Below are 26,033 nucleotides of genomic sequence, written 5' to 3' on the forward strand. Positions count from 1 at the left end.
ATTTTATAAATTTCAGACATTGCTTATTCTGATCCGATATACTGGTAATATGTAAAAATAATCAAATCTATAATTTTATGATTAACAATCACCAATCCATTACAACTAAATCATCAGCAAAAACCCGCAATGATCTATTACTAGAAATTGAACATACTCCAGAAGAATATATACCTGAATTACTACAAATTGTCCGGTTATTTCGTCAAAGTGTCACGATGAAACAGACATCTTTGAAAAACTGGGAAAATGTTATTAATGAAATTAATGAAAGTGATGCAATTAAAAAAGAACACAGAAAAACTAATATTAAAAGATTGTTCGAGTCATGGAATGAATCAGATGAACAACAAGAACAACAAGAAACTTTGGAAATTATTGAATCCATGAATGGTATTTCAATTTAAAATAAAATGAGTAAGGTTATTGTTTTAAATTCTGCACCTGTGGGATTAATTACTAATCCTAAAGCGAATCCTCTAGCTGTGCAATGTCAAGAATGGTTTTATAGTCTTTTTGAAAGAGGTTATGAAGTAATTTTACCAGAAATTATAGATTATGAAATTAGACGGGAATTATTAAGAGCAAATAAGTTATCAGGAATTAGAAAACTGAATCAACTTAAATCAGAAATTATTTATCTTCCTATTACCACAGAAGTAATGTTAAAAGCCGCAGAATTATGGGCTGAAGTGAGAAACAAAGGTAAATCTACAGCAGATAATAAAGCTTTAGATGGTGATGTTATTTTAGCTGCTCAATCTATTTTAGTCGCTAATTATGGAAATGAGGTAATTATTGCAACGAGTAATAAAAAGCATCTTTCTCTTTTTATTGATGCTAGAGAATGGCAAGAAATTTAAACGGTGAGAGCGATCGCACTCCCTCACTCCCCAAACAGCTATCGCACTCCCTCACTCCCCAAACAGCGATTCCTACGGAGCGCTTCGCTATCGCACCCCCTCAACCTCCCAAACAGCGAACTGCTTGCAGCAGCGCTTACGCTATCGCATCCCCTCAACCTCCCAATACCCTTTTTTAACGAACCACAGAGACACAGAGAACACAGCGTAAGAGCGATCGCACTCCCTCAACTTCCCAAACAGCGATCGCACTCCCTCAACTTCCCAAAAGCAATTATTCATCTTTATTAAACTGGTACGTCTGACTCCCCCTACGGTAAAATATCCTTAGTTCAAGGAATTGGCTATGAAAATAAAAGCAATTATTTGGGAAGAAGACGGTGTATGGTGTGGTTCTGTACCAGCTTTACCAGGATGTCATACCTGGGGTGAAAGTTACGAACATTTGTTAGAAATGTTGAAAGATGCTGTTCAAGGTTGGTTAGAACTTGCTAGTCAACAAGAATTGGATTAAATTTTATATAGTTAATGATGATGGAATTGGTATTTTACCAAGGAGAAAACTATGACACATCAATCTATGATATTAACTAATAATCTTTATGCAGAAGATTATAATTTATGGATTGAAAAAACCGCTTCTTTATTAAAGAATAAGCAGTTTTTAGAATTAGAATTAGAAAATTTAATTGAAGAAATCGAAAGTATGGGAAGAAGTGAAAAAAATGCTTTAAAAAGTAATTTACGAGTTTTAATTATGCACTTGCTTAAATACAAGTTTCAACCTCAAAACAGGTCAAATAGTTGGTTGTATACAATATATGAACATCGTCAAAGATTACAAGAAACGTTTTTAGATAGTCCTAGTTTAAAAGGCTATTATCTAGAAGTTTTGGATAATTGTTATCAACACGCTCGTAAAGAAGCATCTATTGAAACTGGACTTCCTTTATCTATTTTTCCTCAAGATAATCCTTTTTCCTCTGATGAAATTTTAGATGCTGACTTTTTTCCAGTTTAATTATATTTGTTGTTCTGTGCGATCGCCTACAATAACCTACGCGATCGCACCCCTCCAACTTCCCAAAAGCGATCGCACCCATGAACTCCCCAAAAGCTCTTTTTTACTCACGCAGAGACGGAGAGAACGCAGAGGATCGCACCCCCTCAACCTCCCAAAAGCGATCGCACCCCTAAACTCCCCAAACAGCGATCGCACCCTTCAACTCCCCAAACAGCGATCGCACCCTTCAACCTCCCAAACAGCGATTCCTACGGAGCGCTTCGCTATCGCATCCCCTCAACCTCCCAAACAGCGATTCCTACGGAGCGCTTCGCTATCGCACCCCCTCAACTCCCCAAATAGAAAAGCGATAAGATGAGTTACGCTAACACATATCTTACTTAAACTGTGATATACTTAATAAATTGAGAGGTCGAGTTAATATGGAAACGCAAGAAATTCTTCAATCTTTGCCAAAACTCAGTATCAATGAACGCTTGAAAATAGCTGAATTTGCTTTACAATTGGTTAATGAACAACAAGAATTTTTAACAAAAGAACAGCAAAAACATCAATTAGCATTAGCAGCTATTACAGCTATTGAAGATTATGCAAATGATAGTGAATTAAATGTTTTCTCCGATTTAGATGGAGAAGATTTTTATGACTATCCAGATGAAGATTAACAGAATTTGTGAAACTTATGTATAGAGGTGAAGTCTGGTTAGTTAATTTAGATCCAACTGTAGGCACAGAAATTAGTAAAAAACGTCCTTGTATTATAGTTAATGATAATGGAATTGGTATTTTACCTTTAAAGGTGATTGTTCCGATTACAGATTGGAAAGAACGATATTCTATTAGACCTTGGATGGTAAAATTAGAACCAACTACAGAGAATAGTTTGGCAAAAGTTTCTAGTGTTGATACTTTTCAAATCCGTTCTGTTTCAGAAACACGATTAATTAGAAAATTAGGTCAACTTTCTGAATCAGAAATGCAGCTTATTTCTCAAGCATTAGCTGTGGTGTTAAGTCTTTCTCTGTCAACGTGAGATCGCACCCCCCCTCAACTCCCCAAATAGCGATCGCACCCCTCCAACTTCCCAAACAGCGATCGCACCCTTCAACCCCCCCAAACAGTGATCGCATCCCCTCAACTCCCAAAAAGCGATCGCACCCCTCCCCTCAACTTCCCAAACATTCTTTTTTTAACGAACCACAGAGACACAGAGAACACAGAGAAAGAGCGATCGCACCCCTCCAACTTCCCAAAAGCGATCGCACTCCCTCAACCCCCCAAACAGCGATCGCACCCCTTCAACTTCCCAACATCCTTTTTTAACGAACCACGAAGACACGAAGAGCGCGAAGGTAAGAAATAATAAAAGAGCTATCGCACACCTTACCCCAGCTATCACTTTTTTTACCTCATGCAAGGTTTATAAATTACACAACATAGCTATAATAAATAACATAGTGTTATTTAGTCTTTTTTATGTCAAACTACCCTAAATACTGTAGAGATAAGGCAAGAGAAGAATTGCCGGGAATGATAGGTACAGGTGCGGCTTCTAGTGCTGTACCAGTTCCAGGTGCTTTTACTGTAGGAACAACTGCTGTACAACTTTATGTGGTAAAGCGTATAGCGGAAATATATGGAGTTAATGTTGAAGAACTGCCAGGGGGTGTAAAGGCTGTTGTCACTGCTGTTATGGCTTTAGGTATAGGTAGTACACTGGGTACATTGGCAGGGGAAGCAGCAAGTTTTATACCTGTAGTTGGATGGTTAGCAAAACCTGCTATTGGTGCAGCTACAACCAAGGCATTTGGTGAAGCTACTATTACATATTTTGAGAAAATATATCCAGATAAAGTTTATATTCCTGAAACTATGTAAAGTTGATATGTTGATAGGTTGGATTGAAAAAAGTGAAATATAACAAATAGCAAATATCTGTTGTGTTTATATTGTATTACTTTTCATTTTCAAGCCAACCAAGCCAACGTGCATAAATTTCGTCAATTGAGGTAATTGTGAGAATATGAATAATACAGATTTAGGCTATATCTACATTTTAGAAAATCCTGCCTTTAAGGATAACTTACTAAAAATTGGTTATACCACAAAAGATCCTAAATTAAGAGCAAAAGAACTATATCAAGGAAAAACAGGTGTACCTGGTGAATTTCAAGTTGTTTATAAGGAAGATGTTCCTAATTATGAAATGGCTGAGGATATGATACACAATAAACTTAAGGAATTTCGCTATAATTCACGAAGGGAGTTTTTTAAGTTACCTATACAAGAAGCAATATCAAAAATCCAGTCGGTAACTCAAAGGGAAATATACACTACAATTACAGAAAAAGATGTCATGATTTTTAATGGAAGTATGACATTAAGATGGTTCTGCTATCCAGGAGATTTTATTTTCATTGTGCGTTATAAAACATTCATAGATAGCCTAGAAATGACTCCTAGTATTATTGATATATTGAAATGTAAAGAAGGCGATCAGATATTAATAAGTAATAGACCAGGAAAAGAAGTTTATTTAAGTGATGATGAGTTCATTAGTTTAGATATTGATCAATCTATAAATGGGTCGCTTCACCATATATTTAATATTTTTGCAGGTGATAAAATTGCTTGGCTAGGTAGACCTAGAGAAAGATGTAAACAATCAGAAGAATACTCAATTATCTGTATTTTAGATTGCCATGATAATGGTCATTTTGCAGGATTTTCAGCCCCTAGTACAGTCAGGTTGATTGACGGACTACCATTACCATTCGGCGGCCTACCATTACCATTCGGATATATTGATTCATTAGAAAATCAACCATCTGAACTGATGCGTCAGGCTTTTATGAAAATAAAAAGATTAGGTATACCTAGAAACTGGAGTCCTGAAAGGTAATTCGTATATACTTACTGGTATAATGGAAATTATATTACAAGACTATGCTAAAAATGACTTTTGCATAATTATGAGCGACTTAATTGAGCTTAAAAAAATTCGTGATGATTTTCAAAATGATTTAAGAGACTGGTTTGATATTGCACATAGTCTCATTGCAATAACTTCGACTGGAGTAGATGAAATATCAAAAGAACATTTGCTATCTAATCCTGAAGCAGGTTATAGTTTTCCTGTTCCCATTTCTATAAATGGATCACCAACTCTTGTTAGTTTGAATAAATTAAGTTATGGAGAAATGTTTAGAATTTATAAAGACCATAAAGGTGTAATTGCAGAGTTAATCTATGAACGAATTATACAGCGATGGTATGACTTTCTTAATCAAATAATTGAGCAAATTGTTAAATACCATATTACAGGTATTAAAAGTTATATCAACATCCCTAAAGTTGAAATAAAAGTCGATTTTACTCAAGACAATTTGTTACAACAACTTCCTAGCTTAATAAAAGAAAGATTTGAGTTTAAGAAGAATATAGAAAAAACTGGATTAATTGAAAAATGTCTTGAACAGAACATAGATAACGAATTAAAACAGCAAATAAAAAAAGCAATTATTACCAGAAATTTACTCGAACATAGTCAAGGTATTATCCGAGAGCAAGATACAAAAGAATTAGGCAGTAATAATATAAAACTAATTGGTGCTGACTGTAAAGAGAAAGACTTTAAAGTAGGCGACAGAGTAGAAATTACGATTTATGAACTATTTAAGCTTAAACAAGTTTTTTATCATACTTCAAAAATACTTATTCCAGAATAAGAAATTGTAATTCTGTAATTCAAAATAAAAAAGGGTATGGAAAACATACCCCGATAAATTCAAATATTTAACCTACAGTTGCTTCACCTCACTAACCAACTTAGCCACCATATCCTTAGCACTACCAAACAACATAGTCGTTTTAGCCTTATAAAACAACTCATTATCAACACCAGCAAAACCGGCACTCATACCGCGCTTAATCACAATAGTTTGCTTTGCGCGATCAACCTCCAAAATCGGCATCCCATAAATAGGACTATTCTTATCACTACGCGCCGCCGGATTGACCACATCATTAGCACCAATCACCAACGCCACATCAGCCTGTTCAAACTGGGGATTAATATCCTCCATATCATACAACTGCGTATAAGCCACATTAGCTTCCGCCAATAATACATTCATGTGACCCGGCATTCTCCCCGCCACCGGATGTATCGCATATTTCACATCCACACCCATGCGTTCAAGTTGATCAGCCAACTCCCGGACGCTATGCTGGGCTTGAGCAACCGCCATACCGTAACCTGGGACAATCACCACAGAACGGGCATAACCCAACATCATCGCCCCTTCCTCAGCATCAATACTGCGAACAGGTTGATTACTAGCACCAGCAGCCGCACCACCACTAGAAGTAGAGACAGAACCAAAAGCACTAAATAAGACACTGAACAAAGAACGGTTCATCGCCTTACACATAATTTCCGTCAGGATAAGACCAGAAGCCCCCACCAAAGCACCGGCGATGATTAACATATTGTTCATCACCACAAACCCAGCCGCAGCCGCAGCCACACCGGAGAGAGAGTTTAACAGGGAGATAACAACCGGCATATCTCCCCCACCAATGGGGAGGACGAACATCACACCCAACACCAAAGAAACAGCCACCACTCCCAAAAATACGGGGAGGCTATCTGGTGTCCTGATTAAATAGGCACTTCCAGCTAAATAAGAACCCAAAAGCAACAGGTTAAAAGGTTGTTGCAAAGGAAAGGTAATGGGAGTACCGCTAATTAAACCTTGCAATTTGGCAAAAGCGAGAAAACTACCCGTTAAAGTCACGCCACCAATTAACACATCCAATAACATGGAAATGTTGACATCGAGGGGGATAGGTTGAGAACTATCTAATAACCGCCAAAATTCAGCCACAGCGATAAGTGCGGAAGAAGCACCACCCAAACCATTGAGTAAACCCACCATTTGGGGCATTTCCGTCATTTGCACTTTGTAAGCGATAACAGCGCCAATTACCGAACCAATGGCCAAGCCGATCAAAATCATCTCGTAATTTAATACGTGCTGATCTAGTAATGTGGCAACAACCGCTAACAACATCCCCACCGCAGCCACAAGATTACCGTTTCTAGCAGTTGCAGGAGAACCCAGTTTTTTCAAACCCAGGATAAATAATGATGCAGCGACTAAGTAAGTTAGCTGAATCCCAGTTGGTAAAAAGTCGCTCATGCTTTTATTTCCTTTTTCTTAAACATTTGCAACATTCTGTCTGTTACTAAAAAACCGCCGACAACATTCACCATTGCCAAAATTACGGCAATTAAACCGAGAATTACCGATAAATTCGTGTTTCTCTCCCCCGCAGCCAGGATTGCACCAATTACCGAAATACCGGAAATGGCGTTTGAACCAGACATTAACGGGGTGTGTAACGTGGGGGGAATTTTGTTGATGACTTCAAAGCCGATAAAAGAGGCTAAGACGAGTACAAATAAAGCCGGAAGTAATGCTTGTGTCATGTGATTTTTGGATTTAAGAGGTTTCGCGCAGAGACGCAAATAAAAGATTTACAAGAATTAGGTAAAATCTCCCTCAAACTCGCATTTCTCTGCGAACTCTGCGCCTCTGCGGTTCGTTATTCCGGGAAATTTATTCATGTCAACTAAACCGCTACCGCTTGCAAAGCGTCTTTTACTCGTTGGTTTCTAATTTCTCCACCATGAGTAACACAAGCAGCATCAACGATATCGTCACCAAAATTGATTTGTAACGCCTTATCTTTAATCAACAGTTGCATTAATGAAGTTACATTCTTCGCATACAATTGGCTGGCGTGTACAGGCATAGATGAGGGTAAATTAATTGGTCCAATAATGGTTACACCGTTCCACACTATGTCTTTACCAGGTTCGGTACAAGCACAATTACCACCTTGTTCTGCGGCTAAGTCTACAATTACAGAACCGGGTTTCATCGCTTTTACCATGTCTTCTGTCACCAGGATGGGCGCTTTTCTCCCTGGTACTTGGGCTGTGGTAATTACTACATCAGAGTTTTTAACGTGTTCAGCTACTAATTCTTGGGTACGCTTTTTACTGTCTTCTGATATTTCTTTGGCGTAACCACCAGCAGCAACTGTTTCTTCTTCGAGTTTGACTTCGACAAATTTCGCCCCTAAGCTTTGCACTTCTTCTTTGACGGCTGGACGAATATCAAAGGCTTCTACTACTGCTCCTAGTCTACGGGCTGTAGCGATCGCCTGTAAACCCGCTACACCTGCTCCCATAATAAATATCTTAGCTGGGGCAATTGTACCCGCCGCAGTAGTCAACATTGGGAAATATTTTGGTAATGCCGCCGCCGCTAAAAGTACGGTTTTATACCCTGCCAAAGATGCTTGGGAAGATAAAGCATCCATACTTTGCGCTCTGGTAGTACGGGGAATTAATTCCATACTTAAAGCTGTAACTTGCCGATGTGCCAGTTTTTGCGCTATTTCAGGATTACCCAAGGGATTGAGGAAGCTAATTAAAACCGATCCCGTTTTTAGCAAATCAATTTCTGAACGTCCATCTTCTCTTTCTTGGGGAGGACTTACTTTGAGTAATATATCCGCTTCACTCCATAATGTCGCTGTATCGCTGATAATTTTTGCCCCTGCTGCTTCATAGTCAGCATCAGTGAAATATGCTTTTTCTCCTGCACCAGTTTCTACTAAAATCTCTAAACCTTGTTTGACTAACTTGGCTACGATGTCAGGAATTAATGACACCCTACGTTCACACACTTCAATTTCTTTAGCTACGGCTATTTTCATGAAATCTCCTAGAAATAAATACCTAATATCTGCTAACTATGGATGCACGTTACTTATTAACCCCGAAATAAGCAAGATTATCCATGAATTTTGATAATAGATTAAAAGAATGCAGAATGCAGAATTTAGAATTTAGAATTACATTTTGCAACGGGGATTTTACCCCGACGCAAAACCCGCTGCTTGTAGAAGCAGAGGACTTTAACCCCCAAAGGTAGATTAAACTTGGAATTTTGTCTTTTTCATTCTTCTTTGTCCTTACCAAGATAGTCTTTTCGGCTTGCAGTCATAATTTCAGATGGTTGCAAACTATTTTACTTCCTGCACATCTTATGTTGATTTCCTGATATATATCTATGTCTTCAGATTCTTTTCGGGATTGAGAAGTTTTGGTCTTGCTTTCTGCAATCTTGAAGTATTCATCAAATTTTGCCAGCTTGATATTTTCCCCATTAATTCTTAGTTATTTATCCGTTTATTCCTGTTGCTAAAAAATAGCATCAATTCTGAAAATATTGACGATTAATCGCCTTCAACGCAACATATTCGGATTTGAGATGGTGGATATGGGACACAAAAGTTTGTTTACAGCATTTCTTGGCGGCTACCGCAAGGCAGATGGTAAAGTTTGAGTCTAACTAATTTATCGCAATTTATCGTAATTTAACTAGCGATCGCTCAAAACTTATTTCAATTTTTATCAAAAAAATGTTAGATTTCTCAATATTTGTATATAATCTGAAACACAAACAAACTAAAAATCCATTTATTTCAGTCTTTGTTAGCTCAACAAACCCACACTATGCCTCATTTTCACCCAGTCAGGATAAAAAGGCACTTTTGCTGTTATTTATCGTCCATTATTTAGTCATAGAGTAGTAAAGTTTAGTTAATAATACTAACAAGACTGTTACTTAAGATTACCAACATCATATTTTCCAGAGGAAGTCTAACTATGAGACGTTTATTTTCTGCTTTAGCTGTAACTGGTTGCTTATTGACTAGCTTTCCAGCTATCAGTTGGGCGCAATCACAGGGTTTTACATTATTTAGCGGTGTTAAGTCAGAAAACCAGTTGCCCTTCCGGTTAGATTTTGAGGGGCAAAGACTGGGTACTGATAGATATAGACTCAGACTACCCGCTAAAAAAATGACCTTGGCAGTTGCCCAATTTGCCATTACTTACCCTAATTATTACAAAGGCACTTTTGATCCCAAAAATGTGGAAGTCAGAGTCAATGGTAAAAGCGTTCCCCTATCTGAAGTTAAATGGGATAAAGAAGGACGAGTGATTGAGATATTTCCCCAAGAACCAGTACCTGCTGGTACTGGGGTTGAGTTAGTGCTATCTAACGTGCAGAATCCCCCCTTTGGAGGAATTTTCTACTTCAACTGCCAAGTTCTCTCCCCTGGAGATTTACCAATGCTGCGTTATTTAGGGTCTTGGATTATCAGTATTTCTTAACAAGGGAACAGGGAACAGGTAAGAAAGAGGCAAAAGGCAAAAGGCAAAAGGCAGAAGAAATATAAATAATATTCTCCCCAATCCCCAATCCCCAATCCCCAGTCCCCAATCCCCAGTCCCCAGAAACTCTATCCAGAAATATGTTCCTATCGCCTGTAAAGTGGTAAGATAAGAGATTGTGACTTTTTATAAAAATCGCCTAAGAGGAGAACGGTATGCAAAGGACACTGGGCGGCACTTGCCGTAAGAGAAAGAGAACCTCTGGATTTCGTGCCAGAATGCGGACACCAGACGGCAGAAACGTGATCAGAGCCAGAAGAAAAAAAGGCCGTCATCGTTTGAGCGTTTAGGGTATATCCAGCAAATAGAGTAGCTGTGCCTTTGCCCAAAGCATATAGATTAAAATCCCGCAAGGATTTCCAGGCGGTTTTCCGGGAAGGAATTCGGTGTCATAGCTCTCATTTCATTTTGAGAGCTTTAAAACCGTCACCCGCAAAAAAACCTTTTTTGGATGCTGCTGTGACTACACAACCAAGCGACTGTGAAAATTTAGCCAGCACAAAAATTGGCATTTCCATCAGTACCAAAGTTAGTAAAAGAGCAGTAGTTCGCAACCGGATTAAAAGGAAAATTGCCGCCGCATTGTATCAATTCTTGCCTCACTTATCGACAGGATGGCGGTTGGTAGTGATTGTGAAGCCAAAGACAACAGAATCTGAGTGCGTCAGCCAACAATTTCTGCAAGAATTAGAGCAGTTGTTGGTAAAAGCTGAGGTCATAAATGGGCATTCGTGAAGAAATTTATTATGAAGGTGGTCCACACATTGGGGATTTGATTCTCAATGTATTGATTGGGTTCACATTGGTTGGTTTACCATTAACTGTTGGGGCAATTGTGAGAGCGTTATGGTTACGCTTCCGCATTACTGATCGACGACTTGGTGTAACGGGTGGATGGATGGGACGCGATCGCAATGACGTAATTTATTCAGAAATCGTCAAAGTCGTGAAAATTCCCCGTGCTTTTGGCTTATGGGGAGATATGGTAGTTACCCTCAAAAACGGTACTCGTTTAGAAATGAGGGCTGTTCCCAATTTTCGGGAAGTTTATGACTACATTAATGAAAAAGTCGCTGCTAAAAATCCCCAATATACTGCTGCTCAAAAGTAGGCAGGAGTCAGGAGTCAGGAGTCAGTAGTCAGAAGTCAGTAGTCAGTAGTCAGGAGTCAGGATAAAGAAGAAAGAAACATATTTATTCCCAGTCACCAGTCACCAGTCACCAGTCACCAGTCCCCATTGTGCGGCTATCCGTAGTCAATGACAGTCGCTAATAAATCACGATTTAGATAAATTAGATTTAGTTCAGTTTACCGAAAACCTGGGTTTGAGGTTGTCCGTCCTTCCAGGACGGCTTTTTGATACAATACTGGAAACAGGCAGGGCATTGTCTGTTGGGCGAGATAGTGTCAGACGGACTTGATCCGCAACTATTTTTTGAACCCAAAATCCTTGCCCTTTTAGGGCAGGGAGTATGTCAAAGTACCTTGGGTTGGATTTAGAATAATGGATTTTGGTATCGGGTTTCTCTCGAACAACGTAATGTTGCCAATCATAGACTTTTTCTATGGTTTTTTTCCTAGCTATGGATTGGCGATCGTTGCCTTGACATTGATAATCCGCTTTGCGCTCTATCCTCTGAGTGCTGGTTCGATTCGCAGTATGCGACGAATGCGGATTGTACAGCCATTGATGCAAAAGCGAATGGCGGAAGTCAAGGAGCGTTATAAGGATGATGCTCAAAAGCAGCAAGAGGAAATGGTCAATGTCCAAAAAGAATTTGGCAACCCCTTGGCAGGATGTTTGCCGCTGCTGTTACAAATGCCAGTCTTACTAGCACTATTTGCAACTTTGCGGGGTTCACCATTTGCGGGAGTTAACTATTCCGTTAACTTGCAAATCTTCCCCTCCGAACAAATCGAACAAATTCAGCCCCAAGCCTTTGCAACTCCCCCGCAAAATATTTATATTGCTGATGGGGAACACACAAAAATTACTGCTATTCTTCCCAGTGGTAACAAATTGGCTGTGGGAGAAAAAACTAAGATTCAATATCAAACAGTAGAAGGTAAACCCTTTGATTCGCTCTTAGCAGCACATCCAGAAACGAAGTTAACCCCAGAATGGAAAATTACCAAAGGGGAAGAACGGGTCAAAATTGATGCTGATGGCAATATAGAAGCCTTACAGCCTGGAGATGTGACAATTCAAGGCTCAATTCCTGGACTGGCAGCAGATAAAGGATTTCTGTTTATTGATGCTTTAGGTAGGGTAGGCGCACAAGATCCTGATGGCACAATCCACTGGGATATTGTGGCCATGATTGTCTTCTTTGGGATCAGTCTTTATGTGAGCCAATTGCTGTCTGGTCAAAATTCCAGCGGTGGCAATCCCCAACAGGATACAGTTAACAAAATTACCCCAGTAATCTTTTCGGGGATGTTTTTGTTTTTCCCTCTACCAGCTGGTGTACTGATGTACATGGTAATTGGTAACGTTTTCCAAACCCTGCAAACCTACATTCTTTCCCGCGAACCTCTATCGGAGGAATTGCAAAAGTTGGTAGCTATTCAGGAGCAGGAAAAAGAGGCAGCAACGGCAGAAGTAAAGACTTTGCCCTTTGAGCCAAAAAGTTCTAAGAAAAAGGCTACAGGCTGATTATGAGTGACATTTTGATGCAGCGTGGTGAAGAATGGTTAACACAATTGCTGCAACTCACTGGTGTTTCCACTGGTGTTAAGGGTAATTTAGGGGCTGCTCCAGCAATTGGGGCAGACTCTCAAGAACCAGATAGCTATTGGTTGATAATTGATGAAACGAATTTGATGCCAGAACAAATCAAGGTTTTGATTGGTGCTGGTGGTTCTGTGCTAGATGCGATGCAGTATTTAGCAAATTCGGTACTGAATGTGCATCAACCAGAGCATGAGCAGACATCTTATACCATTGAGTTGAATGGCTACCGCGTTAGACGACAAGCAGAAATTAATGCTTTAGCAAAAACAGCGGCTCAAGAAGTGCGTTTTTCTGGACGAGAGGTGGAAATTAGATCTCTGAGTTCGGCTGAACGGCGACAAGTTCACAGCTTTTTGCAGGATTTTCCTGATTTAGAAACCTTTAGCCGTGGGAAAGAACCCCATCGTAATTTGGTGGTTCGTCCTGCTACTGAACCACCAACAGATCCTGGTTATTAGAGATAAAAACAAAAACGTAGTATCAGCATTTTTGCTGGTCATCAACCATAATTTTGCGTGAGGATGTCTCACAAATCATAATGGACGCTATTTTTATTCCGCAGCTAACTAAAGCCCCGGAGCGAATAGAGGAAATTCAAGTTAATGAGTCTCTGCCTGGTCTGGAAACTTTAACCCCAGTGCGTGGAACTATCCGTGTCCAGCATCAGGGTAATTATTTAGAAGTTTACGGTCAGGCAGAAACAATTATTACTTGTACCTGTAACCGCTGTTTGCAACAATATAATCAACGTTTGGCTGTTAATACTAAAGAAGTTATTTGGTTAGATGCAAAGGCTAATCAGGCTGATGACTTGCCTTTGGAAAGGGAAGTGGCTGTAGAAGATTTGGTAGAAACTGTGCCTCCTGATGGTTATTTTTATCCTAGTGAATGGCTGTATGAGCAGATGTGTTTAGCTATTCCTCAGCGGCAATTGTGCGATCGCAATTGTCCTGGTATTTTGGATGCTGTTGCTGGTAGTTCTGAGGAGATTGTTGATAGTCGTTGGTCTGCTTTGCAAAGTTTGAAAAAGCAACTTCCTGAATAGTATTTTTAAAGGGTTTGAAATGCTGGATTATTCCTCATTTCTAACCTATGTATTCAGTTTTTTTATAGATTATTCTCTTGATTAAAATATTATCTGATTTCATAATTAGGATTATATTCTTATATTGATTCTAGAGTATATTCTGGTTCATTTTCTGCATAACATTGATTTAAGTTATTTAAATAAAAATTTTCCCAATCTTCTCTTTCTTCTATATCAGATTCTAAAACAATAGGAATAATAAATACTTTTGTTCCTTCTGGGATAGATACGGGATTTACTAATTCTATTTTCCCGTCTTTAACAATTGCTAAATGTCCTGATGTCATTATGTTAGCTCCTTGTTTTTCTGTATTTTAGCATTATTACTTGTCTGTAACATACGCAAATATTGTAATTGTACTATTACTTTCACTATACTATAGTAGTATAATTATAACAGAATAAACTTATCAATCAAACAAAATGGCAACAGGAATACCTACCAAAAACGGACGTAATCAGAAACAAAATATAACATCATTCCGCATTGAGTATGAAGGTAAAACACCTATAGAAGATATATTTAAAATTCAGCCAGCCAAATTAAATCATGTAATTAGTGTTGATAGAGAACCTAGAAATAAATTAATATATGGTGATAACTTAAACGTCCTAATCACATTATTAAATGATGAGAATGTTAACAGAAAAGTTAACCTAGCTTATATTGATCCACCTTATGCAACAGGTAGTAGTTTTGAATCTCGTAGTAGAAATCATGCTTATCACGATCACATGGGAGGTGCAGAATATTTAGAATTTTTGCGGCAACGTCTAATTTTAATCAGAGAACTTTTATCAGAAACAGGTTCTATTTATGTACATCTAGATGAAAACATGGCTTTTGCTGTGAAAATTATCATGGATGAAATTTTTGGCGTGAAAAACTTTCGTAATTGGATTACTAGAAAAAAATGCAACCCTAAAAACTACACCCGCAAACAATATGGCAATATTTCCGATTATATTCTTTTCTATACGAAAACAGATAATTGTGTTTGGAATCAACCTTTTGAAAATTGGACAGAAGAAGCTATTAAAAAAGAATATCAATATGTAGAAGAAGAGACAGGAAGACTATATAAAAAAGTTCCTATTCATGCTCCAGGAGTGAGAAAAGGAGCGACAGGTCAACCTTGGAAGGGTATGTTACCACCGCCTGGTAAACATTGGCAATATACACCAGAAACCTTAGATGAAATGGATGCAAGAGGTGATATATATTGGTCTGCAAATGGTAATCCTAGAAGAAAAGTATATTTAGATAATAGTCAAGGTATTTCTATTCAAGATATTTGGCTGGATTTTAAAGATGCACACAATCAAAATATTAAAATTACTGGTTATCCAACAGAAAAAAATGCAGCTTTGATGAAACGAATAATTATGGCTTCGTCAAATCCTGAAGATGTAGTTTTAGATGCTTTTGCAGGAAGCGGAACTACTTTAGCTGTAGCTGAAGAATTAGGGAGAAAATGGATAGGTATTGATAATTCTCCATTATCTATTGATACAATCATTAAACGTTTAGTTAATGGTAGTGAAGCAATGGGTGACTTTGTTAATGGTAAAAATGGTAATAATCAATATAAACAAATTAGCTTAATTGAAGTCAATAGAATTTTGAAAACAGGCTTAGATTTATATATTGAAGAAGCACCAAATTTAGAATTAATTTCTGAACAAACCATCAAAGATTGGAATAGAAAACTTAACTCTCTAACCAATCTTTTGTAAATCTATCATCTAACATTTTCAAAGTACAAACCATGACTTTACCTTGTCCATATTGTTCCAGGTTAGCGTAATCATCCCACATAGAACCGAGAAGTAAACCAGGTCCATCATTGAGCATCAAGACTTTTAATGGTAAATTGTAAGTTTGAGCATAATTAAGGATTTGGATAATTTTATCTCGATTTCCACCAGTTCTATCATCTTCCTGAGAACCTCCCCTATCGGAGTCATAACGAGCAAATCCAACTACTAAAGGAGTACCATCTAAGCGAGATATCAAAATATCCGCAGGTGTTTTATTTTGCCAGTTATCTAATACTTCATTTAGCATCACATCTCTACCAGCGCGAACAGGACCACGAATTAAATAATCCTGACTAAATGTTTTGTTAAACCATAAGAAAAAACTCTCTGTTAAATCATAACCTTTTTGTCCTCGTGTACTTTGTTCCAAAAGTATTGCCATGAGAGTTTCATCAGGTATAGGACGACTATTTAAATTTTGTTTAACTTGTTCTAGGGGACGAAATCTATAACCAAAATCTCTAATAATATCAGGTATTTTGCTTTTCCTCTTGGTCATTTCTACAGATGTATCTGGAGAAACGTATCTGCGAAAAACTCTAAGTAGTTGAATTCGCAAAGGATCAGGCTCTTTTGTAATAATCTCCAGTAAATTTTCAGAACTTTGAGCTTGTTCCACAACTTCTATAAAACGCAATAACACATTCTCATAGAGAATTTTTGCTTCATCCAAAGAATCTGGATAGAAAGGAGAATCAAATATAGTAATCCACTGAGATGCTGTTGCTTTGTAACTAGCAAAGGTAGTCAAAATAATTTCCTTGTTTTGATGAATGACACAAGTGATTAATATAACCAGTTCTCCCATTCTTGTCTAGATGTTGATTAAAAGCCAGATATCCAGCGATCGCTCTCCTCCTCCTTTGCGTCTTTGCGTCTTTGCGTGAGAGAAAGCCCCTCTTTCTTCGCTTCCTTCGTCCCTTCGTGGTTCATTACCTTAAAAATAGGAAAATAACAAAAACCACCAAACAACTACCTTATGAACTTCCGAGACGAATTTAAACTCCTCCTCCGCGCCCGCTACCCGCTGATTTATATCCCCACCTACGAAGAAGAACGGGTAGAAGCCGCTATCCGCGAAGAAGCCACAAACCAAGGAAACCGCCCCGTTTATACCTGGGATTTTGTCGATGGTTATCAAGGAAACCCCAATGATGTCGGGTTTGGAAAACGCAACCCCTTACAAGCATTGGAATTTATCGAAAAATTACCCGCTTCAGCCCCAGCAGTCTTAATTCTCCGGGATTATCACCGCTTTTTAGATGATGTGGCAATTTCTCGCAAACTCCGCAACTTAGCCCGACTCCTCAAATCCCAACCCAAAAATATTGTTTTATTATCACCACGCATCGCTATTCCCGACGACTTAATGGAAGTGTTGACGGTGGTGGAATTTCCTTTACCCGCAGCACCAGAAATTAAAACCGAGGTAGAACGGTTATTACAAGCCACAGGTAATTCTCCATCTGGTAAATTTCTCGATGACTTGGTGCGTTCTTGTCAAGGTTTATCTATGGAAAGGATACGCCGAGTTTTGGCCAGGGCGATCGCATCCCACGGAGAATTGCAACCAGAGGATGTGGATTTAGTTTTGGAGGAAAAACGCCAAACTATCCGCCAAACGCAAATCCTGGACTTTTATCCCGCCACTGAGCAAATTTCTGATATAGGAGGACTTGATAACCTCAAAGATTGGTTAATCCGTCGGGGTGGTTCATTCACAGAACGAGCGCGACAGTACGGATTACCGCACCCTCGTGGTTTAATGTTGGTGGGTATTCAGGGAACTGGTAAATCTTTAACAGCAAAAGCGATCGCCCATCATTGGCATTTACCCCTATTACGCTTAGATGTAGGGCGGTTATTTGGGGGTTTAGTCGGCGAATCGGAATCCCGCACCCGGCAAATGATTCAAGTTGCTGAAGCCCTTGCACCGTGTATATTGTGGATTGATGAAATTGATAAAGCTTTTTCTGGGTTGGGTAGTAAAGGTGATGCGGGAACAACTAGCCGGGTATTTGGGACATTTATCACCTGGTTAGCGGAAAAAACTTCCCCTGTGTTTGTTGTTTCTACCGCTAACGATATCCAAGCCTTACCGCCGGAAATGTTGCGTAAAGGTCGATTTGATGAAATTTTCTTTGTCGGTTTACCTAGCCAAGAAGAGAGAAAAGCCATTTTTAACGTCCATTTATCCAGATTGCGTCCCCACAATTTGAAAAGCTATGAAATCGAGAGATTAGCTTATGAAACCCCTGATTTTTCTGGCGCAGAGATTGAACAAACCTTAATTGAAGCGATGCACATTGGTTTTAGCCAAAACCGTGATTTTACCACTGATGATATTTTAGAAGCCGCTAGTCAAATCATACCTTTGGCGCGAACTGCGGTAGAACAGATTCAAAAACTGCAAGAATGGGCTGCTGCGGGTAGGGCGCGTTTGGCTTCTAAGCATAGTTCTTTGAGTGAACGCATTCAACGCCAAATGTAATAATAATTTAGTCAAAATTATTTAATCAATAGTTCATAGTTGAATGATCAATTACTATGGACTATTGATAAAACAGGGACTAGGGATTGGGGATTGGGGACTGGGGACTGGGGACTGGGGACTGGGTAATCAATTTACTTTTACCAATCACCAATCACCAATTACCAATCACCAATTACCAATCACCAATTACCAATCACCAATCACCAATTACCACTAACTAAAGGATATAAATATGCTTTCTGGCTTGCTTAAACTTATACTTGGTTTTTTATTAGCGATCGCAGTTTTATTAGGTAGCGGAGTGACAATAGCTCTTTATTTTGTCAATCGTACTGCTGTACCTCCAGCAAAACCCACTTATGCTAATGATAATCCCAAACCCAAACCTGACAAACCAAAAGTCACTCAAGCTAAAGCCACATCAAACCCTAAAGCTTCATCCACACCAAAACCTACTCCCACTGAATCACCTCAGTCATTACCACCAGGTGCTTACCAAGCTACAGTAACTTGGCCTCAAGGCTTAAGTGTGCGAGATCGACCAAGTTTGGATGCTAAAAGTGTTAGTGGGGTTGCTGCTAATCAAAAAGTAATTATTTTAGAAGAAAGCCAAGATAAAAACTGGCAAAAGATCCGTGTTGAAGGTAGCGATCAAGAGGGTTGGGTAAAAGCAGGTAATACTAAAAAAGTTGAACAATAAATAGACTTTTTTAAGAAGTTGAGGATTGTCAGCAATTAGCTGAACTTGACGTTATGGATAACCTTTATACAGCAATCGTTCATTCCTAGATCCCCGACTTCTAAGATCAATTTATCATTTATGGACACAATAAACAAAAGAAGTCGGGGCTCTTATCGCCTCACCTGAATTCTTACTGGACAAATATCCTCAAGCTATGATAAAGAAATGGTGTCACCATAATTATTATAAGCAACTAAATAAGAGTTATAAGGTTGATATACCATCAGCATCCTCGTAGCTTCTTCTGTTGAAAGTGGATGACTAAAAAGATACCCTTGCATAACTTCACATTTGAGAATTCGCAATAAATTAAATTGTTCTTCAGTTTCTACTCCTTCTGCAACTACTGTTAAATTCAATCCATGTGCTAAGGCAATTATTGCTGTTGTAATAGCTGTATGATTATCATCATTAGCAATATCACGCACAAAAGACTGATCAATTTTTAAGGAATGAATGGGAAAGTCTTTTAAATAACTTAGAGAAGAATATCCTGTTCCAAAGTCGTCTATTGATATAGTGACTCCTATCTTACCTAAGTCTTTTAAAATCCTGCTAGTCAATTCCACATCTTGCATAGCGACAGTTTCAGTAATTTCTAATTCTAAATATTTGGGTTCTAATTTAGTTTCTGATAGTACCTGTTTTACCATACTCACTACGTCGAGGTGCTGGAACTGTCTACTTGATAGATTTACTGCTACTGATAAAGATGGTAAATTTAAAGTTTCTTGCCAAAGTTTGTTTTGTAAACAGGCAGTTTTTAAAACCCATTCAGAAATTGGTAAAATTAATCCAGTTTCTTCAGCAATAGGAATAAAAGTTGCTGGTGGAATTATACCTAGTTCTGGATGTTGCCAGCGCAGCAGAGCTTCCATTTTAGTGATTTCACCAGTAAAACTATTTACTTGTGGTTGATAATAAACTTTAAATTCTTGTCGTTCTAAAGCATTATGTAAGCTATTTTCTAAAGTAAACAATTCTGTAGTTTGGGAATTAATAGCTGGGTGATATATTTGGTAGTTATTACGTCCCTGTAATTTTACCTGCGATAATGCGGCCTCAGCATTTCTAATCAAAGTTACAGCATCTTTTCCATGTTGAGGATACAAAGCAATACCAATACTAGGGCTAATATTTAAGTGGTTATTATCTATTATAAACCCTTTTTTAAAGGCGGCAAATAGACTTTCCTGGATCAGATTCACATCCTCGCTATCACTAATTTCCGTTAAGATAATTGTGAACTCATCTCCTCCCCAACGCGCAATTATATCACCAGGACGTAGACATTGCCTAATCCTTTGAGCAACCATTTTTAATAATTGATCACCAATACTATGGCCTAGACTGTCATTAATTTTTCTGAATCGGTCTAAATCTAAAAAACATACTGCTAGACTAGGACGGGATTTTTCTAAAGATGCAATCAGTAAATTATTGAACAATACCCTATTGGGTAAATTAGTCAAAATGTCATGTAAGGCTTGATACTTAATTTTAGTTAATGCTAAATTTTCAGTAGTAATATCCCGAAAACTCCAAACTATACCGAAAAATTTTTCGCCAATTTGTTGGCGTTGAAAATAAGCATTAAACACCCTGCCATCTTTAAAAAATATGGTTTCATTGATTTCATTAATTGGAATATCTCTATTCTGATTTAATGTCCTAAATATTGATAAATAATAGCGAGGATTTTCTAGTTTTTTGATGGCACTTATCAGAACTTTTCTGTAATTTTCTGATGTCAATAATAATTCATTAATCCCCCACATCTGGAGAAAGTTTTGATTAAAATCGACAATCTCATCTAGACTATCCAATATTAAAATAGCGTCTTTAGTAGATTCTAGAGTTGCTTTTTGTAAAAATAATAATTTCTCTAATTCTGTTTCTATCTGTTGGCGGTTAGACCTTTCTATTTGTAATTGATTTTCTAAACAATCTTCATATTCATTGCCCAAGTTACGATTTTTGAAATGATTTTTTGAAATTTTATTACTTAAATTCGGTACTAGGAAATTAAAAATCAACCAGGCAATTAATTGAATTTCTAAGCCGATGAATATCCCGAATATTAAAATTTTCATATTAGTTTTTGTTTTAGTAGAGTGCTTTTGTTATTTTTTTGATTATTCATATATTGTGATTAAAAAAATTGGTAAATTTTATTACAGTAGATCGAGACCTAAATTTGCATATTAGCGTAATTTTTGATCAATAAGACTATATACTTCACAAAAATTTCATAATTAAATTGCCAAGCAGACTATATACTGACTGGCTAAGTAAATTTAGCAATTAATCATACTACATGGCGTGACGGCAACTAATGACATAGATCACAAACAATGAATTTTCAAAAGTCAAAGCCAGTATTAAATTGACAAAGATATCTGCGAACCGTGTTGACTTTTATTCACTTCTATCCGCGCTTGAAATGCTTCTTTTAGGTGGGGGATATGGGTGACAGTGAGGATACAAGCAAAATCAGCCGCGATCGCATTAATGGCTGCAATCAAGCGATCGCATCCTTCTGTATCTTGTGTACCAAAGCCTTCATCAATAATTAACAACTGCAATGCAGCACCAGCACGTTGCGCTAACAATTTCGCCAACGCTAACCGAATCGCAAAGTTAATCCTAAAAGCTTCTCCCCCAGAATAAGTTTCATAAGCTCGCGTCCCCCGTGCGTCAGCAATTAAAATCTCTAAAGTATCAATTAATTTAGTATTTTTCCTAGCTGACCTCCCACTCCTTCCTGCTTTTTGAGTAACGAATTGTACGTGTAATTGATTTGCACTCAACCGTGAAAGTAGTAAATTTGTCTCAGCTTCTAGTTGGGGTAACACATTTTCAATCATCAAAGCTTGGATACCATTTTTACCAAAAGCTTGCGTTAATTCCTGATAAACACGCTGTTGCTGGTGACAATATTTTAATTGTTCTTGTTCTTGTTCATACTGTTTTTGCAGCATTTCTAACTGATGTACTCGTTGTTCCAAACGCCCCAAATGAGCTATTTTTTCATCAAGTTCTCGTCTACGATTTGCTATTTGCTGCTCTAAAGTATTAATTTGCTCAATTGGATTAGCAGCAGATTTTAACTGCTCTACAATGCTATCAATTTGACTAGTCAGTTTTTGCTGATCTGCTAATCTGCCATTATAAGAGATTGTTAAATCTTCTAATCTTTTCTGAAGTTGGGGATATTGCTGTTGAGCAGATAACAATTGTTGATAACGTAAATGCCAAGATTGAAACTCTCTGACACCCTGGCGAATATTATTGTGTTGTTCAGAACTGTAAGCAATTTCCTTGATTTGCTGTTCCAGAGAGATTATTTGTTGAGCTATGTCTGAATCTACTTGTTCTGATTGAATTTTGGCTTTAAATTCGGTAATACTAGCTTGTAATTCTGGTTTTCTCACTGCTAGTTGAGCTTGTTTTTTATGAGCATCTTTAATCTGTGCTTGTTTAATTTCTGCCCAACGCCAACGTTCTACTTCACTTCTAGTTAAAGCATGATCTTCTTCATTATAATTGAGTTCTTTTAAATATTGGTCTAACTGCTGGAGTTCAGCTTGTTGTTTAGGTGCATATTCACCTTGCAAAGAAAGCTCTAAATTATGTTTTTCTGCTGCAATTTGTTGGAGTTGGGTTTGAGTATCTGTAGTTGCTTGTAACTGAGCAGCTAATTCTCCCCTTTTTTCCCGTAAAGTATCATAACCAGATAATTGTTGGTTTATTTCTCGGTATTCTTGCCTAAGTACCTGAATTTCTCGATCTGAAACCGCCATTTGTTCCCGCACTACCCAAAATTGTCCTTGAGTATCTTCATATTCAAGCTGGGTTTTTTGGATAACTCGACTCCAATGATGCTCATCTAGAGGACGTTCACACAAGGGACACAAAGCATCGGGATTTTGGAGCATTTGGATTTTTTGCTCTAGTTCTCCCAGCAATTTCTCATATTCTTTTTGCTGCGTTTGTAAACGTTCTATAAAGTGCCTTCTTTCCTGTCCTTTTTCCTGTACCCGTTGCAAATAAACACGTTTTTTATCCAATTCTTCAATCTGAATACCCACATCGATCACAGCTTGTTGTAATTGAGGTTGGCGACGATTTTGGCTTTGGAGTTGATTTTCTGTAGCTTGTAACTGTTCCAGCCTTGCTACTAAACTGGCATGAGTGCGATCTAATTGACTTTGTAAATTTGCCCGTTGTTGTAATAAAGGATTCACTTGCATTTGCAACTGATCCAAATGATTGAGATGATTGCGAGCCGTAGCTAATTGAGCTAAAGCGGGTTCTACCTCCGCAGATTTAGCGAGAATTTGCTGGAGTTCCCGTTCTTGTTGTTCTAAAGCTTCTAATTGAGCTTCTGCTTGTTGGAGTTGACGTTCAAGTGATTGAATTTGTTTAGTTAGCTGTTGTTGCTGTTGTTGGCGTAAGCTAATCGCGCGGGTATGTTGTTCAAATTTAACAGCAAAAGCTTCTTCTTGAGATTGCAGACTTTGATATTGAGCGTATCCATCTGTAATTTGTGTTTCTTGATTTAAAATAGCTTCTAAATCAGTTAATTGGGATTTGACAGCTAACTGTTCTTGATGTAGGCGATCGCAATCTTGACCCAGATTTTGATATTGTTGTTTGACAAAATGCAATTTTTCTTCTAAATTTTGGCGTTGATGCCGAACAACTTGCAAACTTTGTAATTGAACATTATCAACAGCTTGCTGCTGTTGGAGTTGATTTAATTGCACTTCTAAACCTGCGCGTTCAGCTTTAGTTGCTTCCCGTTGTTGGAGTTGAGATTTGATATTATCCAAAGAACGTTCTAACTCTTCTGCCCGTCCTTTATACTGTTTAGAATTGTCCTTAGCTCGTTCTTCTAATTGATCATATTGATTGAGTTTTAACAACTCCGCTAAAATTTCCTTGCGTTCCGTGGGACGCTTAAGCATAAATTCATCCGCTCGACCTTGACGCAGGTAAGCAGAATTAATAAAAGTCTCATAATCCAGTTTGATATGTTGTAAAATCACATCCTGAGTTGCGCGTATCCCTTTACCAGTCAGAGGACGAAAGCCAGCAGGAGTTTCAATTTGAAATTCCAGGACACTAGTTGCACCCCGGACACGAGTACGAATCACCCGATATTTTTGTTGATTATTGTAGAAAGTAAAATCAACCCTGACTTCCTTCGCGCCAGAATAAATGACATCATCTTCAATTGTCGCCCGGCTTTCACCCCAAATAGCCCAAGTGATAGCTTCCAAAAGAGAAGATTTACCAGCACCATTAGAACCACAAATACACGCCGTATGCAAACCGCCAAAATCTAAAGTTGCATCACGGTAACTAAGAAAATTTTTGAGGATAAGTTGAAATGGGATCATTCAGGCTATAGCGCCATATCTAGAATTTTTATAATTAACAGTACAGATGCACTTTATTGTTAGTTTAGCTATCTAGATATCAGCTTTCTAGTCTTGAAGACATCAATTTTACAAAAATTTACAATTAAGTCATGGAAATAACAGCCCCTTGGCATCCCTATTACCCGCTCTATATCGCTTGCTGTCTAAGTCTTGGGCTTTTTTGACCCAATTGGGATGATCCTATGGAAAAGAGAACAGGGAATAGGGAAAAAGCTGAGTTACATATTACATTCAGCATCTACCACTGAATACTTAATCGCTAAATCCTAAATGTATACGTCAAATTAAAGATGTAAAAACGATTTTTTGGTGTTAAATGTTGAGTATTGCTGAAATTTGTTAAATTATAGCCACAGCAAAAATTATCCGCTGTCATTAATAGATTAATGTAGGAGTGAACGTGAATATTATGTCTCTAAGTAAAAATCTTTTTTGTTTACCAAGTCTAGCAGCCCTGACAATTTTAGGTAGCAGCCTGTCTGCAACTGCTCAGACAACCCAGTCTGATACCGCTGTTACGCCTGAAAACCAGGAAAGCACAGAAATCAGCACCACAACTGTAGCTGAAGTCCCACAGTTTCCTAACATCGCCACCCAAACAACCCGTAATCGGACAATCACACCCTTTCCAGGGACAGTGGCTACCTCATCAACAAGCCTAACTTCTGATGAAAATACAAAATCTCCTTCCCAACCATCTGCGGCTCAAATATCACAGCCCAATCAAATAGCACAATCCGATATTGATCTTGGTAGACCTACCCGTGGCGGTAGCAGCTATATTGGTGCTGGTGGAAACATCGGTTTAAGTGGTGGAGATTCATCTTTAGCTGATGGTAACTTCACAGTCATCAGCAAAATTGGTTTCACCAGGTCCTTATCTGTCAGACCATCAATAATATTAGGGGATAATACGACATTTCTCATTCCCCTTACCTATGATTTCTCTTTTCAGCAGGTAGGAGATCCATTTACTGAACGCTTACCCATTGCTCCCTATGTGGGAGTCGGTGCAGCTATTCAAACAGGTGATAACTCTGAAACTGCTGTTATGGTGACAGGTGGTATTGATGTACCTCTCAATAATAGATTCACTGCTACAGCTGCTGTAAATGCTGGATTTTTTAATCAAACTGATATCGGTTTATTAGTTGGTGTTGGTTACAACTTTAGTGGATTTTAGAGAATTTACAAAAAAAGGGAACAGGGAACAGGGAACAGGGAACAGGGAACAGGGAACAGGGAACAGGGAACAGGGAACAGGGAACAGATAAAAAACTTTATTTGCTGAGTTGAGAGCTTCAGTCAAAAAAATGTTTTTTGACGGAAAGTGGCAAGAAAAAACAGTGTCATTATTTCAAGCTCATGTTTTTAAACAGAAGTTTTATCTGTTCCCTCTAAATTAACTAATTGAAGAGTTATGAATGACCCAATCACTCATAACTCTTTTTTCTATAACCTGCTTTAATCTTCACCTATGAAGTGTCAGCAGTTGTCCATAGAT

30 protein-coding genes are annotated in these 26,033 nt (G+C 38.1%); 22 read left to right on the forward strand and 8 right to left on the reverse strand.

The window, feature by feature from the left end:
- Nucleotides 1-77 precede the first annotated feature (77 nt).
- Nucleotides 78-407 (forward strand): hypothetical protein, encoded by a 330-nt coding sequence (locus tag VB694_RS11835; RefSeq protein WP_323360513.1) that lies wholly within the window; start codon nt 78-80, stop codon nt 405-407.
- 6 nt (nt 408-413) lie between these two features.
- Nucleotides 414-863, forward strand: a complete 450-nt coding sequence (locus VB694_RS11840; protein ID WP_323360514.1) for a nucleic acid-binding protein — start codon at nt 414-416, stop codon at nt 861-863.
- Nucleotides 864-1,004: 141 nt separating this feature from the next.
- Here the strand turns inward: VB694_RS11840 and VB694_RS11845 are convergent, their stop codons facing one another.
- Nucleotides 1,005-1,145, reverse strand: coding sequence for a hypothetical protein (locus VB694_RS11845; protein ID WP_323360515.1), 141 nt, complete (start codon nt 1,143-1,145; stop codon nt 1,005-1,007).
- Nucleotides 1,146-1,209: 64 nt separating this feature from the next.
- Between VB694_RS11845 and VB694_RS11850 the strand changes: the two genes are divergently transcribed.
- The 9 genes from VB694_RS11850 to VB694_RS11890 all read left to right on the forward strand — a co-directional run bounded on the left by VB694_RS11850 (nt 1,210) and on the right by VB694_RS11890 (nt 5,615).
- Nucleotides 1,210-1,377, forward strand: coding sequence for a type II toxin-antitoxin system HicB family antitoxin (locus tag VB694_RS11850; RefSeq protein ID WP_323360516.1), 168 nt, complete (start codon nt 1,210-1,212; stop codon nt 1,375-1,377).
- A gap of 51 nt (nt 1,378-1,428) precedes the next feature.
- Complete coding sequence (locus VB694_RS11855) at nt 1,429-1,884, forward strand: DUF29 domain-containing protein (RefSeq protein ID WP_323360517.1); 456 nt, start codon at nt 1,429-1,431, stop codon at nt 1,882-1,884.
- Nucleotides 1,862-2,245 carry a hypothetical protein gene (locus VB694_RS11860; RefSeq protein WP_323360518.1) on the forward strand — a complete coding sequence of 128 codons (384 nt, stop codon included), beginning with the start codon at nt 1,862-1,864 and terminating at the stop codon, nt 2,243-2,245. Before VB694_RS11855 ends, VB694_RS11860 begins: the two co-directional genes overlap by 23 nt.
- Nucleotides 2,246-2,309: 64 nt before the next feature.
- The gene (locus tag VB694_RS11865; RefSeq protein ID WP_323360519.1) at nt 2,310-2,552 is read left to right on the forward strand and encodes a hypothetical protein; all 243 of its coding nucleotides are present in this window, start codon (nt 2,310-2,312) and stop codon (nt 2,550-2,552) included.
- A 17-nt stretch (nt 2,553-2,569) separates the two neighbouring features.
- Entirely contained in the window at nt 2,570-2,920 is a 351-nt protein-coding gene (locus tag VB694_RS11870; RefSeq protein WP_323360520.1) for a type II toxin-antitoxin system PemK/MazF family toxin, read from the forward strand.
- Nucleotides 2,917-3,210: a hypothetical protein gene (locus VB694_RS11875; RefSeq protein ID WP_323360521.1), complete on the forward strand. Its 294-nt coding sequence runs from the start codon at nt 2,917-2,919 to the stop codon at nt 3,208-3,210. Before VB694_RS11870 ends, VB694_RS11875 begins: the two co-directional genes overlap by 4 nt.
- 153 nt (nt 3,211-3,363) lie before the next feature.
- Nucleotides 3,364-3,765: a hypothetical protein gene (locus tag VB694_RS11880; RefSeq protein WP_323360522.1), complete on the forward strand. Its 402-nt coding sequence runs from the start codon at nt 3,364-3,366 to the stop codon at nt 3,763-3,765.
- 145 nt (nt 3,766-3,910) lie between these two features.
- Complete coding sequence (locus VB694_RS11885; protein WP_323360523.1) at nt 3,911-4,789, forward strand: GIY-YIG nuclease family protein; 879 nt, start codon at nt 3,911-3,913, stop codon at nt 4,787-4,789.
- A gap of 22 nt (nt 4,790-4,811) precedes the next feature.
- Nucleotides 4,812-5,615: a hypothetical protein gene (locus tag VB694_RS11890; RefSeq protein WP_323360524.1), complete on the forward strand. Its 804-nt coding sequence runs from the start codon at nt 4,812-4,814 to the stop codon at nt 5,613-5,615.
- A gap of 72 nt (nt 5,616-5,687) precedes the next feature.
- On the opposite strand, the gene VB694_RS11895 is transcribed toward VB694_RS11890, so the two are convergent.
- From VB694_RS11895 to VB694_RS11905, 3 genes are all read right to left on the reverse strand, one after another.
- Complete coding sequence (locus VB694_RS11895) at nt 5,688-7,091, reverse strand: NAD(P)(+) transhydrogenase (Re/Si-specific) subunit beta (protein ID WP_323360525.1); 1,404 nt, start codon at nt 7,089-7,091, stop codon at nt 5,688-5,690.
- Entirely contained in the window at nt 7,088-7,381 is a 294-nt protein-coding gene (locus VB694_RS11900) for an NAD(P) transhydrogenase subunit alpha (protein WP_027401330.1), read from the reverse strand. Before VB694_RS11900 ends, VB694_RS11895 begins: the two co-directional genes overlap by 4 nt.
- A 143-nt stretch (nt 7,382-7,524) precedes the next feature.
- Nucleotides 7,525-8,679, reverse strand: coding sequence for a Re/Si-specific NAD(P)(+) transhydrogenase subunit alpha (locus VB694_RS11905; protein WP_323360526.1), 1,155 nt, complete (start codon nt 8,677-8,679; stop codon nt 7,525-7,527).
- Between the two features lie 955 nt (nt 8,680-9,634).
- On the opposite strand from VB694_RS11905, the gene VB694_RS11910 reads away from it, so the two are divergent.
- The 7 genes from VB694_RS11910 (at nt 9,635) to VB694_RS11940 (ending at nt 13,983) form a co-directional block, all read left to right on the forward strand.
- On the forward strand, nt 9,635-10,144 hold the full coding sequence (locus VB694_RS11910; protein WP_323360527.1) for a DUF2808 domain-containing protein: 510 nt from the start codon (nt 9,635-9,637) through the stop codon (nt 10,142-10,144).
- Between the two features lie 215 nt (nt 10,145-10,359).
- Nucleotides 10,360-10,494 (forward strand): 50S ribosomal protein L34, encoded by a 135-nt coding sequence (rpmH, locus tag VB694_RS11915; protein WP_088242947.1) that lies wholly within the window; start codon nt 10,360-10,362, stop codon nt 10,492-10,494.
- 25 nt (nt 10,495-10,519) lie between these two features.
- Nucleotides 10,520-10,939, forward strand: a complete 420-nt coding sequence (gene rnpA, locus VB694_RS11920) for a ribonuclease P protein component (RefSeq protein ID WP_323360528.1) — start codon at nt 10,520-10,522, stop codon at nt 10,937-10,939.
- Nucleotides 10,926-11,315, forward strand: a complete 390-nt coding sequence (locus tag VB694_RS11925; RefSeq protein ID WP_323360529.1) for a PH domain-containing protein — start codon at nt 10,926-10,928, stop codon at nt 11,313-11,315. The genes rnpA and VB694_RS11925 overlap by 14 nt, the downstream gene beginning before the upstream one ends.
- Nucleotides 11,316-11,708: 393 nt before the next feature.
- Nucleotides 11,709-12,860 carry a membrane protein insertase YidC gene (gene yidC, locus VB694_RS11930; protein WP_323360530.1) on the forward strand — a complete coding sequence of 384 codons (1,152 nt, stop codon included), beginning with the start codon at nt 11,709-11,711 and terminating at the stop codon, nt 12,858-12,860.
- Between the two features lie 2 nt (nt 12,861-12,862).
- Entirely contained in the window at nt 12,863-13,396 is a 534-nt protein-coding gene (locus VB694_RS11935; protein WP_323360531.1) for a protein jag, read from the forward strand.
- 80 nt (nt 13,397-13,476) lie between these two features.
- Complete coding sequence (locus VB694_RS11940; RefSeq protein ID WP_323360532.1) at nt 13,477-13,983, forward strand: YceD family protein; 507 nt, start codon at nt 13,477-13,479, stop codon at nt 13,981-13,983.
- 119 nt (nt 13,984-14,102) lie between these two features.
- On the opposite strand, the gene VB694_RS11945 is transcribed toward VB694_RS11940, so the two are convergent.
- Nucleotides 14,103-14,312, reverse strand: coding sequence for a glycosyl hydrolase family 31 (locus tag VB694_RS11945; RefSeq protein ID WP_323360533.1), 210 nt, complete (start codon nt 14,310-14,312; stop codon nt 14,103-14,105).
- A 136-nt stretch (nt 14,313-14,448) separates the two neighbouring features.
- On the opposite strand from VB694_RS11945, the gene VB694_RS11950 reads away from it, so the two are divergent.
- The gene (locus VB694_RS11950) at nt 14,449-15,762 is read left to right on the forward strand and encodes a site-specific DNA-methyltransferase (RefSeq protein WP_323360534.1); all 1,314 of its coding nucleotides are present in this window, start codon (nt 14,449-14,451) and stop codon (nt 15,760-15,762) included.
- On the opposite strand, the gene VB694_RS11955 is transcribed toward VB694_RS11950, so the two are convergent.
- Nucleotides 15,737-16,654 (reverse strand): hypothetical protein, encoded by a 918-nt coding sequence (locus VB694_RS11955; protein WP_323360535.1) that lies wholly within the window; start codon nt 16,652-16,654, stop codon nt 15,737-15,739. The two genes, VB694_RS11950 and VB694_RS11955, sit on opposite strands and share 26 nt — an antisense overlap.
- A 171-nt stretch (nt 16,655-16,825) precedes the next feature.
- Between VB694_RS11955 and VB694_RS11960 the strand changes: the two genes are divergently transcribed.
- Complete coding sequence (locus VB694_RS11960; protein WP_323360536.1) at nt 16,826-18,337, forward strand: AAA family ATPase; 1,512 nt, start codon at nt 16,826-16,828, stop codon at nt 18,335-18,337.
- A 235-nt stretch (nt 18,338-18,572) separates the two neighbouring features.
- Entirely contained in the window at nt 18,573-19,040 is a 468-nt protein-coding gene (locus tag VB694_RS11965) for an SH3 domain-containing protein (RefSeq protein ID WP_323360537.1), read from the forward strand.
- Nucleotides 19,041-19,234: 194 nt separating this feature from the next.
- Here VB694_RS11965 and VB694_RS11970 read toward each other — a convergent pair whose 3' ends face one another.
- Together VB694_RS11970 and VB694_RS11975 are read right to left on the reverse strand one after the other, a co-directional pair.
- Complete coding sequence (locus VB694_RS11970) at nt 19,235-21,175, reverse strand: putative bifunctional diguanylate cyclase/phosphodiesterase (RefSeq protein WP_323360538.1); 1,941 nt, start codon at nt 21,173-21,175, stop codon at nt 19,235-19,237.
- Between the two features lie 288 nt (nt 21,176-21,463).
- A complete protein-coding gene (locus VB694_RS11975) occupies nt 21,464-24,487 on the reverse strand; it encodes an SMC family ATPase (protein WP_323360539.1) in 3,024 nt (1,007 codons plus the stop codon).
- A gap of 451 nt (nt 24,488-24,938) precedes the next feature.
- On the opposite strand from VB694_RS11975, the gene VB694_RS11980 reads away from it, so the two are divergent.
- Nucleotides 24,939-25,712, forward strand: a complete 774-nt coding sequence (locus tag VB694_RS11980) for a hypothetical protein (RefSeq protein ID WP_323360540.1) — start codon at nt 24,939-24,941, stop codon at nt 25,710-25,712.
- Nucleotides 25,713-26,033 lie beyond the last annotated feature (321 nt).

This window comes from Anabaena sp. UHCC 0451, from assembly GCF_034931405.1.
Lineage (GTDB): Bacteria > Cyanobacteriota > Cyanobacteriia > Cyanobacteriales > Nostocaceae > RDYJ01.